Origin of the sequence: Gillisella vitis, from assembly GCF_021559775.1 — a bacterium.
Classification (GTDB): domain Bacteria; phylum Pseudomonadota; class Alphaproteobacteria; order Rhizobiales; family Rhizobiaceae; genus Allorhizobium; species Allorhizobium ampelinum.
In genome coordinates this window covers 3,624,860-3,636,262 of sequence record NZ_CP056047.1, presented here as the reverse complement: position 1 = coordinate 3,636,262, position 11,403 = coordinate 3,624,860, and the positions used below count along the sequence as shown (strand labels likewise).

Sequence of the window (11,403 nt, the reverse complement as noted above, 5' to 3'; positions counted from 1 at the left end):
TCCAGCAAAGGTGCGAAGCAGTTTTGCGTCCGGAAATGCAAAAAGAGAGAGAATTTTCGCTGTTCGGCGAAAAGCGAAAACGCTCTAACGGACATGAAAAGGGCGCGAGCCGGAATGCCGCTCGCGCCCTCGTTTCAGATCACTTCGGGCAGGAATTGTCTGCCATGTAATCATGAACCTTGACTGTTCCAGCAATGATATCGGCGCGGGCCTTTTCGACAGCCGCCTTCATTTCCGGTGTAATCAACGCCTTGTTGTTATCGTCGAGTGCTGCCATTACGCCGTCTTCCTTGACGCCAAGCACTTCCAGGCCAGGCTTGAACTTGTCGGCCTTGGCATCCGCATAGGCGTTATAGACAGCAAGATCGACGCGCTTGACCATCGAGGTCAGAACCGAACCGGGATGCAGATGGTTCTGGTTCGAATCGACGCCGATCGACAGTTTCTTGGCATCAGCTGCGGTCTGCAACACGCCGATGCCGGATGCACCAGCCGCCGCGTAAATCACGTCGGAGCCCTGGTCCATCTGGTTCTTGGTCAGCTCGCCAGCGCGAACCGGATCGTTCCAGGCAGCACCCGTGGTGCCAACCATGTTCTGCAACACTTCGATCTTTGGATTGGCAGCGCGGGCGCCCTGCTCATAGCCACATTCGAACTTGCGGATCAGCGGAATGTCCATGCCGCCGACAAAGCTGACTTTGCCGGTTTTGGAAGCCATGCCGGCCAGCAGACCAACCAGATAGGAGCCTTCTTCTTCCTTGAAGACCACCGAGCGGACATTCGGCTTCTCCACGACCGAATCGACGATCACGAATTTGGTGTCTGGAAACTCGGTCGCGACCTTTTCCATGGCCGAGGTCCAGGCGAAGGATACCGCGACAATCGGGCTGAAGCCCTTGGAGGCAAAATTGCGGATTGCCTGTTCGCCCTGGGTATCGCTGGTCGGTTCGAAATCCCGGAACTTGATGCCGGTTTCCTTCTCGAACTTGTCCGCGCCGTTGAATGCTGCCTCGTTGAAGGATTTGTCGAACTTGCCGCCGGTGCCATAGACGAGCGCCGGCTTGATGTCGGCAGCGAGCGCCGAGGCCGACATGGCAGCCATGGCAAACAGCGTGATTAGGGATTTCTTCATTGTGCAGCCCTGATGTTGCTTGTGTTGTTCTTTATAGGCTTTCCATACACGCCGGATATTGCGACGTGACAAGACCAGCCCGCCCCCTCTTAGGTTCGGCTGGGGCGCATCCTTGCACGGCTTTCCAAAAAATTCACCAGATTTTTTTCAACTGGTAAATATTAACAGGGCTGCTGCTTTTTAAAGCTGAAAGACGAAAAACAAGCCGCATCAACGGCTTGTTTGCTCTATTTTTAGCCGAAAGGCGGCTCGCACCTGTATAGCATAGCCCGTTTTAACCACAGGCGTTGTTTGGCAGACAGCGCTGATGGTCGTCCTCGGCGTCATAAAACGGACCCGCCCGAAGAGTTTTTACGGCAAACGGCTCTCGGCAACCAGCATTTTACAGCTCTAAATCCACATGACGTCAGAATACACCTCAGAGCGATAGGTATTGCCGACGTCATAGACCGGGAGTGTGCCTTACAGCGCCGCGCGTTTTATAAAACGCACAAAGGACGCTGTAACACTTTAAATCTACTGCATAATTCCTTAAATCGATTCCGATTTAAGGAATTATGCAGTAGATGGGAATATCAGGCTGCGAACCGTCCGGCAGGCGACCGCCGTTTATAGCCGGCGATCCACAGCAAAAGAGCCATGCTGAGAAAAACCGCAAAAGCCGGTTGCTGCAATATGCCATTATCCGAAAGCTGCAAAGCGTCGCTGCTGATGTGAGCGGTAATTGCCTGCTTGACCACGGCAAGGCTTGCCGGACCGATATCGGCCCAGAGCGACCCGAAACCCGTTGTCACGACATCCGAGGAGGCGACGGACTCTATCGCATCGGTCGTCCCCGCCACGATAGCAAGGACCAGCATGATGAAACTGAGAACGCGCAATAAAAACCGGATCATCACCTTCTCCTTCCGTCTCGCCCAAGCCCACTTTTACAGGATTGCCCGTCTACGCCCAAGCGCGCAATCCAGGACCAGACAAAAGATTTCCGAGGCTTTGTCGAAAAACTGTCAGATTTGGGTTGATCGCCGCCGAATCCTTGATATATGTCCCGCCCGAACGGTCAAGCTGCCCAGCAGCAAGCTTTTCGAAAAACGGACAGGTGGCCGAGTGGTTTAAGGCGCACGCCTGGAACGCGTGTGTGCGTGAAAGCGTACCGAGGGTTCGAATCCCTCCCTGTCCGCCAGTATGCCTCCATCTTAATCGCTGAGACGCTCGTAATGAGACTCTTTTGGTGAAACAGCATCCCAATCACGGATCGATCACCGGCTCTTCCTTCACGGCATCTGCAAATTTCCGCGTCAATCGCACGAGATCTTCGATATCTCGCTCTTCCCAGGTGGCGAAAATGGCGTGGCCGATTTTTTCGCGGGCTGCATCGACAAGGTCGGTCATTGCCTTGCCTTTCGCCGTTATCACCGCCTCGCGTATGCGGCGATCAGCACTGCTGGCACGGCGCTCGACAAGCCCGAGGCTTTCCAGCTTGGCCACCTGCCTGCTGACGGTGGTGTAATCGCGTCCATTGCGGTCGGCAAGCTCCACCACACCGATGGGGCCGAATCTCTCTACATTGACAAGCAATGGAAACAGCGCCCGATCCAGAGGGATGCCAGCTGCCTTGATCAGGATTTCATCACGCTGCGGGCGATTCATGACAGCCACGATATCGAGCAGGGACATATGTAGCGCACGAAGGCGTTCATCATTACGTGTATTTTGCACTGTTTTTATTGACACTGATGCGATCTCCATTTATGTGCATATTACACATTAAATCTCTCATGAAAAGGAAGACATCGTGAAAGCTGCTGTTGTCTACGGAGCCAAACAAACGCCTCTTTATGGCGACTTTGAAGAACCTGTTGCCCAGACGGGCGAAACACTCGTCACGGTCTCGGCCGCAGCGCTTAGCCATCTCGTTAAAAGTCGTGCTTCGGGCACGCATTACAGCTCATCGGGAATCTTCCCCTTTATTACTGGAATAGATGGCGTCGGGCGCAGAGAGAATGGCGAGCGGGTTTATTTCGCCCTGCCGAAAGCACCATTTGGCAGTATGGCGGAGCGGACTGTCGTTGCCTCCGTCCAATGCCTCGCCGTACCCGACGATCTGGACGACATCACCGCTGCCGCAATCGTCAATCCCGGAATGTCGTCATGGATGGCATACCGTGAACGGGCAAAATTGAATGCTGGAGAAACCGTGCTGATCAATGGCGCGACAGGCATTGCAGGACGGCTTGCCGTGCAGATTGCCAAGCATCTCGGTGCGAAAAAAATCATCGCCACGGGACGAAATCCGCAGGCTCTGCAATCGCTGTCAGCGCTTGGTGCAGACGTGACAATTTCCCTGTTGCAAGATGAGGAGGCTCTGGCCGCAAGTTTCAAAGCCCAGTTTGCAGACGGAGTGAATATCGTTCTGGATTATCTTTGGGGTCAGAGCGCGGAATTATTGCTTGACGCGGCGGCAAAGGCCAATGCCGTGCCTCTTCGCTTTGTCCAGGTTGGCGCTGTCAGCGGAGGTCAAATCTCACTACCAGCTGCCGTGTTACGATCCTCCGCCATCGAGCTCATGGGAAGCGGTATCGGCAGTGTACCAAGGAACCGAATGATCCAGACGATCGGTGAATTGCTTCAGGCGGCAAGGCCCGCTGGATTAAAGATCGCGACAGCACCGGTGGCCCTCTCAAAAGTGCAGGAGATTTGGGACACTGACGACAGCACGGTACGCACCGTCTTAACGACGGGTGCGCTATAAACGGCTATCCTGTCAAACCGGCTTGCCCTGCACCCCGCTGAGACAGCCACAGCCACGCCGAACCCCTGTCATTCAACGACGACAAACCCGCTTTCCAGCTCGCCTTACGGTCTGAACCCGGATACACCGCTTCGAAAAAGCAGTGGTGATCGGACGATGGCGAAAGCAGAAAAACAGATGAAAGCTGCGGAGGTCGAGCGTCTCCGCGCAATGTTTCCCGGCATTTACAGTGATTTTTTAGCGGGCCGTATTGGTTCTCTGCGGGTCGCGCTTGAAGTAGCGGGGCTGCGGCCGCAACGCAGCCGGTTGGAGAAGCTGAAAAACTCCTGGAAAAAGGCGGGCGCTGAGGAGCGTCGGGCGTTTATCGCTTGGCTGGCGGTCCAGGAAAATGGCGAGGCACTGGAAAGCGCTGTGTCCCGGTCAACCATGTCCGTGCAAAAATCTGCCGCCGGCCCGATTGCCAATGGCCGCTATCTCTTGCCGGAGACGATTATCCGCATTGAAACGGTCATGGCGCGGCGGCGGCTGAAGCCGGGCGAGGTGATGCAGGAACTCGGTTTTGGTGCCAATGACAGGAGCCTGTTAAAGGCTCTGGCACGCAAAGCCGCATTGAGGCTGAAAGCCATCGCGGCGCTCGAAAGCTGGCTTGCCGAAAACGAATCCTCCTGACCCCTCGACACAGGTTTTATACCTTGACGGCGTGTTCCACACGGTCCTCGGACCCGAAGAATTTCAGGTAGCGTTCGACTTCGGCGGGTTCTCCCGTGGCCTTCAAAGGATTGTCGGAGAGCTTGACGGCGGGACGGCCATTGGCTTCGGTGATCTTGCAGACGATGGAAATCGGCTTCAGCCCGGCAATGTCATGGGGTGCACAACCAATGAAATCATTGGTGAGGTTGGTGCCCCAGCCAAAGCTCATTCGCACCCGGCCTTCAAAATGACGGTAAGTGTCGATGATGGCGTCCACATCCAGCCCATCGGAAAAGATCAGCAGTTTCTGGCGCGGATCGCGCCCCATCTTTTCCCACCAGGCAATGATCCTCTCGCCGCCCTCAATCGGTGGGGCGCTGTCGGGACGAAAACCCGTCCAATCCGCCACCCACGGTGGCGCATCGCGCAGGAAAGCCGATGTACCGAAGGCATCGGGCAAAACAATCAGCAAATTGCCGTTGTAGAGCGTGTTCCAGTCCTGAAGCACTTTATAGGGCGCATTGGCCAGTTCGGCATTGGTCTTCGCTAGGGCCGCGGCCACCATCGGCAATTCATGGGCATTGGTGCCAACGGCTTCAAGATCCGAATCCATAGCCAGCAATACATTGCTGGTGCCGGTAAAGGCTTCGCCAATGCCTTCCTTTAGAGCTTCCACACACCACCTTTGCCACAGGAAGCTGTGGCGGCGACGGGTGCCGAAATCGGAAATTCGCAGGCCCGGCAATTGCTTCAGCCGCTCGACCTTTTCCCACATCTTCGCCTTGGCACGGGCGTAGATAACATCCAGCGTGAAATAACCGAGTGATTTCAGCGCAGCCCGCGACCGCAATTCATTGATGATTGCGAGAGCCGGGATTTCCCACAGCGTGGTTTCCATCCATCGCCCCCGGAAGGTCAGCTCATATTGGCCGTCGCGCTTGGAAAGCTCATAGGCTGGCAGACGGATTGCTGAGAGCCAGGCCAGAAATTCCGGCTCGAAAATCTGGGTGCGGCCATAAAAGCTATTGCCTGCCAGCCAAATCAACTCTTTCTTGCTGATGCCAAGCGTGCGGACGTGATCAAGCTGGGCGCGCAGTTCGGCCTCGTCGATCTCGTCGGCAATCCGCACTCTTGTCGTGCGGTTAATCAGCGTAAACGTCACATCCACATCTGGATAGAGCTTCCAGATCATCTGCAACATCAATAGTTTATAGAAATCGGTATCGAGCAGACTGCGCACGATGGGGTCAAGCTTCCAGGCATGGTTATACACCCGCCTCGCAATATCCGTCTTTGCCATTCGTCCTCGCCGCCTGCCAGCGGCCTGATTTTGGCCGCGCCATTACGACCATAGCCGGATGGCTATGGTCTTTTCAGGGCCAACCTTATCGAAAAAACTGTGACCAAAGTCCAGTGGCCGGGAACTTCATTATTGTCCTAATACACCCGCCCCTCGCCATCAGGGCCCCGTCTATCGCTATCAGGGCGTTGTGCTTGGTTGGCTCGGCTGCTGCGGAGCGGTGGTCGGGCGCGTCGTTTCCGTCGCCGGGTCCGTCGAGGGCGCAATTTTCTGGCCCCACCATTCCGCTGGTATCCACGCAACCAGCGCCAGAACCAGTCCGGCCAGCAGTACGATCAGGACAGGTTTACCGCGAAAGCCCTGTCGCGCCTCGGTCGGCTCCAGCGGGCGCTCTGCTCCCGGCGTTTCGGGCGTCGTGTTCAAGTTTCTATCAGCGGGGTCGAAATTGCCTGGACCTGCCATGCGGAGAGCCTCCATCTGTTTTATACGCATAAGCGTAAACACTTATGAAGGCCAACGTACCGATGCGGCAAAGGTTCCGGGATCAGTAGCCCGCAGACCGGTCCACGACATGCTCCAGTGCCTCACCCGCCTCAAACCGGGCAATCTGCGTCTCCACATGGGCAAACAGCGCCCGCACATCCGATGCCGCTGCGGCATGAGGGGTCACGACGACATTTTCCATGGCCCATAGCGGGCTATCCATCGCCAGCGGTTCTTTTTCAAACACATCAAGCGATGCGGCACCCAACACGCCCTTCTGCAAAGCAGCTATGACGTCTGCTTCCACCTGGCTTCCACCGCGACCGGCATTGAGAAACACCGGCTTGCCCAGCGCTCCCCCTTGCCGCAACCGTGAAAACAGGCTGCTATCGTAGAGGCCCCGGGTTTCCGGGGTCAGCGGCAAGAGGCCGACAAGGATATCGGTACGGGCCAGAAATTCATCGATCCGGGCCTCGTCATAGGTGTCGATCCCGTCGATCTCGCGTCTGCGCCGCGACCAGCCGATGACGTCAAATCCCATCACCTTCAGTTTGCGCGCCGCATCCTGGCCCAGAACGCCCAGCCCCATGACGCCGACGGTGACATCGCGGGCTTCCGGCTGGAGATCAATTTCGCTCCACACTTTCTCGCGCTGCTGCCTCAGATATTGGCTCATATGGCGCAGGTGATAGAGACAGTTCAGCAGCACCCATTCGCTCATCCGGTCCGTCAGGCTGCGGTCAACGAAGCGGACAATCGGCAGGTCTGGGAGGCCCGGCAGTGTCAGGACGTGATCGACACCCGCGCCGCCGGAAAACAGCACTTTGAGGCCGGAGGCGCGGGTAAACAGCGATGGCTCCGGCTTCCACAAAACTGCATAGGCTGCCGCCGACAGGTCCCTGTCAGCGTTCTCGGGATCACCGAGATCGATCACCTCACGATCGGGAAAGGCCCCGGCCAGCGCTGCCTGCATGGCGGCGCGTGAAAACTTGAGGTCAATCACCACGGGAGGCTTGAGGGACATGCGGGGGGCATCCTTGCAGAAGGCTGGTATTATTGGCTGACACCACCGATATTCATGGCCTTGAGGTCGAATGCGGCAGCAAGAAGGGCCTTGGTATAATCCTGTTTCGGCGCGGTGAAAACCTCCTGCGCCGGTCCCTGCTCGACAACTTTTCCTGATCGCATGACGATGATGTCATTGGCCAGCGCCTTCACCACCTTCAGGTCGTGGCTGATGAACAGATAGGCGAGGTCATGGCGGCTCTGCAAATCGCGCAACAGATCCACCACCTGCGCCTGCACGGTCATGTCCAGCGCCGAGGTCGGCTCATCCAGCATCACGAAGCGCGGTTTCAGCACCATGGCACGGGCAATGGCAATACGCTGCCGCTGACCGCCCGAAAACTCATGCGGATAGCGCCAGCGGGTGGTGATATCCAGCCCGACTTCCTCCAGCGCCCAGCAGACCCGCCTGTCGCGCTCTGCTGCCGTGAGGCCCCGTTCATGCACTCGCAATCCCTCGGCAATGATATCACCCACCGACATGCGCGGGCTGAGCGCCCCGAACGGGTCCTGGAACACCACTTGCAAACGGTCGCGCAGCGGGCGCATCTGCTTGAATGAATAGCCATCGATATTGTTGCCGAGAAAGCCGATCCGGCCTTCGGACGAGATCAACCGGGCCAGCGCCAGACCCAGCGTGGTCTTGCCGGAGCCGGATTCGCCGACCACACCAAGCGTCTGTCCAGCGCGCAGCGTCAGATCGACGCCGTCCACGGCCTTCACATTGTCCACCACCCGGCGCAGAAACCCGGCCTTGATCGGGAACCAGACACGGATTTCCTGCCCTTCCATCACGACCGGCTTGGTTAGATCGGTTTCCGGCGGCACACCGCGCGGCTCGGATGCCAGCAATTTCTGGGTATAGGCATGTTGCGGATTGGCGAAAATTGCCTCAACCGGGCCGCTCTCAACGATTTTGCCGCCGGTCATCACACAAACGCGGTCAGCGAATTTACGGACAATGCCAAGATCATGGGTGATGAACAGCATGGACATGCCATGCTCACGCTTCAGCCCGGCCAGAAGCTCCAGGATTTGCGCCTGCACCGTCACATCCAGCGCCGTGGTCGGTTCATCGGCCACTAGCAGCTTTGGCCGGTTGGCAAGCGCCATGGCAATCATCACCCGCTGACGTTGGCCGCCGGACAATTCATGAGGAAAGGCCGACAGCCGCTTTTCCGGCTCGCGGATGCCGACCTGAAGCAGCAGCTCCAGCGTCCGCTTGCGGGCGGCGTCCCCTGTCAGCGACTGGTGGAGTTCGAGGATTTCGCCGATCTGCCGCTCGATGCTGTGCAGCGGGTTGAGCGAGGTCATCGGCTCCTGGAAGATCATGGTAATGTCATTGCCACGCACGGCCCGCAAAGCCGGTTCCGACAGGGTCAGCAGATCCCGCCCGTCAAACAGGATCTGACCGGAGGGATGGCTGGCGGCGGGATAGGGCAGAAGTTTGAGGATCGAGGCTGCCGAAACCGATTTGCCGGAGCCGGATTCGCCGACCAGCGCCAGGATTTCGCCCGATGCAATGTCAAAACTGACGTGATCGACGGCAAGGCTCTGGCTTTCGCCCTGATGAAAGGCGACCGACAGATCGCGGACGGAGAGAAGAGGCGCGCTCATTTGAAGGTCTTCCTCGGATCAAAGGCATCGCGCACCGCCTCGCCGACGAAAATCAGCAGGGACAGCATGATCGCCATGGTGAAGAAGGCCGTCAGCCCCAGCCAGGGCGCTTGCAGATTGCGCTTGCCCTGGGCAATCAGCTCACCCAGCGAAGGCGAGCCGGGCGGCATGCCGAGGCCAAGGAAATCCAGCGAAGTCAGGGTGGTGATCGATCCCGACAGGATGAAGGGCAGGAAGGTCAAGGTCGCCACCATGGCATTGGGCAGCAGATGGCGGCGCATGATGGTCCAATTGCCAACCCCAAGCGCCCGGGCGGCGTTGACATATTCAAAATTTCTGGCCCGCAGAAACTCCGCCCGCACGATACCGACGAAATGCACCCAGGTGAACAGCAGCATGATGCCAAGCAGAATGAAAAAGCCCGGCGGCAGCAGCGAGGCGATGATCAGCAGGATATAAAGCAGTGGGATCGATGACCAGATCTCGATGAACCGCTGCATCAGCAGATCGGTCTTGCCGCCAAAATAGCCCTGCACGGCACCGGCTGACACGCCGATCACGGCGGAAATCATCGTCAGCGCCAGACCGAACAGTACGGAAATGCGGAAACCGTAAATCATTCGCGCCATGACATCGCGGGCCTGATCGTCGGTGCCAAGCCAGTTCATGTTGCCGAGGATGCAATTGGGGTCATCCGCCCCCTTCGGATAGGCCGAGCAACGCTGCTTGGCGTCCATCAACCAGAAGGGCGGCGTCGGGGCCGATTGCGGAATTTCCGAATTCACCGTGCGATAGGAATAGCGGATCGGCGGCCAGATCATCCAGCCATGGGCATTGATCTCGTCCGAGACGAAGCTGGAGCGATAATCGGTGACGGCCAGAAAGCCACCAAACTTTTCCTCTGGATAGTTGATGGCGACCGGAAACAGGATCTCACCCTTATAGGAGGCGATAATTGGCCGATCATTGGCGATCAGCTCGGCGCAGAGGCTCAGTCCGAACAGAACCATGAAGATCCAGAAGGACCAGGAGCCGCGCCGGTTGGCCTTGAAATTCTCCAGGCGGCGGCGGTTGATCGGGGTCAGGAACGGCTTTTTCGGCGGCTTGGCCAAGTGTTCGGGAACGGCTGCCATCAGACATCCCTCCGGTCAAAATCGATGCGTGGATCGATCCAGGTATAGATCAAATCCGAGACGAGGCTGACCACCAGGCCCAGCAGCGAGAAGATATAAAGCGTGGCAAACACAATCGGATAATCGCGGTTGATGATCGACAGATAGCCGAGACGTCCCAGGCCATCCAGTGAGAAGATATTCTCGATCAGCAGCGAACCGGTGAAGAAGGCCGAGACGAAAGCGCCGGGAATACCGGCAATGACGATCAGCATCGCATTGCGAAACACATGGCCGTATAGCACCCGATGTTCGCTGAGGCCCTTGGCACGGGCCGTCACCACATATTGCTTCTTGATCTCGTCGATGAAGGAATTCTTGGTAAGCAGCGTCGTGGTGGCAAAGGCCGAAAGTAGCAATGCGGTCAGCGGCAGGGTCAGATGCCAGAAATAATCGAGGATCTTCTGCCACCAGCTGAGATCGGCGAAATTATCGGAGGTCAGGCCACGCAGCGGAAACCAATTGTAGAAGGAGCCACCGGCAAACAGCACGATTAGCAGAATGCCGAACAGGAAGCCCGGCACAGCATAGCCGACCACGACGATGCCGGAGGTCCAGACATCGAAGGTCGAGCCGTCCTTGACGGCCTTGCGGATGCCGAGCGGAATCGAAATCGCATAGGACAGCAACAGAACCCAGACGCCGAGCGAGATCGAGACCGGCATTTTCTCGACGATCAGGTCAATCACCGAGGTGTTGCGGAAAAAGCTCTCGCCGAAATCGAAGCGGATATAGTTCCACATCATGTCCAGAAACCGGGTGAGTGGCGGCTTGTCGAAGCCGAACTGCTTTTCCAGTTTCTTGATCAGATCCGGGTCCAGCCCCTGCGCACCGCGATAGTTCGAGCCGCCATCGCCCATGCCGCCCTGGCTGACGATATCGCCACCACCGGAAAGCCGCTGGTCGGCGCTGTCACCCTGGCCGCTCAATTGCGCCACCACCTGTTCCACCGGACCGCCGGGGGCAAACTGGATGACGAGGAAGGAAATGCCCATGATGCCGACCATGGTCGGGATCATCAACAGCAGGCGGCGCAGGATATAGGCGCCCATCAGCAGAACGCTCCCGTTTTCACCATGCCATCACGTTTTGCCAATCCATCCGTCCTTTATTGCTCTTGCCGTATGTTCGGGGCGTTGATTCGCCGTGCCTATTGGTAGCGGCTGAAATGCGGCCTGCAAAGCAGCTGTCA

At 57.5% G+C, this 11,403-nt stretch carries 11 protein-coding genes and 1 tRNA gene; 3 read left to right on the top strand and 9 right to left on the bottom strand.

Annotated features, from left to right (window positions below):
• Nucleotides 1-139: 139 nt before the first annotated feature.
• Together AVCG78_RS16765 and AVCG78_RS16760 are read right to left on the bottom strand one after the other, a co-directional pair.
• Complete coding sequence (locus AVCG78_RS16765; RefSeq protein ID WP_071202407.1) at nt 140-1,132, bottom strand: BMP family lipoprotein; 993 nt, start codon at nt 1,130-1,132, stop codon at nt 140-142.
• Nucleotides 1,133-1,707: 575 nt separating this feature from the next.
• Nucleotides 1,708-2,028 (bottom strand): hypothetical protein, encoded by a 321-nt coding sequence (locus AVCG78_RS16760; protein WP_081355217.1) that lies wholly within the window; start codon nt 2,026-2,028, stop codon nt 1,708-1,710.
• 197 nt (nt 2,029-2,225) lie between these two features.
• On the opposite strand from AVCG78_RS16760, the gene AVCG78_RS16755 reads away from it, so the two are divergent.
• Nucleotides 2,226-2,315 (top strand) — tRNA-Ser (locus AVCG78_RS16755).
• 65 nt (nt 2,316-2,380) lie between these two features.
• Here the strand turns inward: AVCG78_RS16755 and AVCG78_RS16750 are convergent.
• Nucleotides 2,381-2,809, bottom strand: a complete 429-nt coding sequence (locus AVCG78_RS16750; protein WP_234635465.1) for a MarR family winged helix-turn-helix transcriptional regulator — start codon at nt 2,807-2,809, stop codon at nt 2,381-2,383.
• A 118-nt stretch (nt 2,810-2,927) separates the two neighbouring features.
• Between AVCG78_RS16750 and AVCG78_RS16745 the strand changes: the two genes are divergently transcribed.
• Both AVCG78_RS16745 and AVCG78_RS16740 read left to right on the top strand, forming a co-directional pair.
• Nucleotides 2,928-3,884: a quinone oxidoreductase family protein gene (locus AVCG78_RS16745; protein ID WP_071202402.1), complete on the top strand. Its 957-nt coding sequence runs from the start codon at nt 2,928-2,930 to the stop codon at nt 3,882-3,884.
• A gap of 156 nt (nt 3,885-4,040) precedes the next feature.
• Nucleotides 4,041-4,553, top strand: coding sequence for a hypothetical protein (locus AVCG78_RS16740; RefSeq protein ID WP_071202400.1), 513 nt, complete (start codon nt 4,041-4,043; stop codon nt 4,551-4,553).
• A gap of 16 nt (nt 4,554-4,569) precedes the next feature.
• Here the strand turns inward: AVCG78_RS16740 and pncB are convergent, their stop codons facing one another.
• The 6 genes from pncB to AVCG78_RS16710 form a co-directional block, all read right to left on the bottom strand.
• On the bottom strand, nt 4,570-5,874 hold the full coding sequence (pncB, locus tag AVCG78_RS16735) for a nicotinate phosphoribosyltransferase (protein WP_071202398.1): 1,305 nt from the start codon (nt 5,872-5,874) through the stop codon (nt 4,570-4,572).
• Nucleotides 5,875-6,054: 180 nt separating this feature from the next.
• Entirely contained in the window at nt 6,055-6,336 is a 282-nt protein-coding gene (locus AVCG78_RS16730; RefSeq protein ID WP_012654689.1) for a hypothetical protein, read from the bottom strand.
• A gap of 82 nt (nt 6,337-6,418) precedes the next feature.
• A complete protein-coding gene (locus AVCG78_RS16725; RefSeq protein WP_156582669.1) occupies nt 6,419-7,381 on the bottom strand; it encodes a 2-hydroxyacid dehydrogenase in 963 nt (320 codons plus the stop codon).
• 29 nt (nt 7,382-7,410) lie between these two features.
• Nucleotides 7,411-9,039, bottom strand: a complete 1,629-nt coding sequence (locus AVCG78_RS16720; protein WP_071202395.1) for an ABC transporter ATP-binding protein — start codon at nt 9,037-9,039, stop codon at nt 7,411-7,413.
• A complete protein-coding gene (locus tag AVCG78_RS16715) occupies nt 9,036-10,172 on the bottom strand; it encodes an ABC transporter permease (RefSeq protein WP_060719359.1) in 1,137 nt (378 codons plus the stop codon). Before AVCG78_RS16715 ends, AVCG78_RS16720 begins: the two co-directional genes overlap by 4 nt.
• Nucleotides 10,172-11,263, bottom strand: a complete 1,092-nt coding sequence (locus tag AVCG78_RS16710; protein ID WP_012654685.1) for a microcin C ABC transporter permease YejB — start codon at nt 11,261-11,263, stop codon at nt 10,172-10,174. The genes AVCG78_RS16715 and AVCG78_RS16710 overlap by 1 nt, the downstream gene beginning before the upstream one ends.
• Between the last annotated feature and the right edge of the window lie 140 nt (nt 11,264-11,403).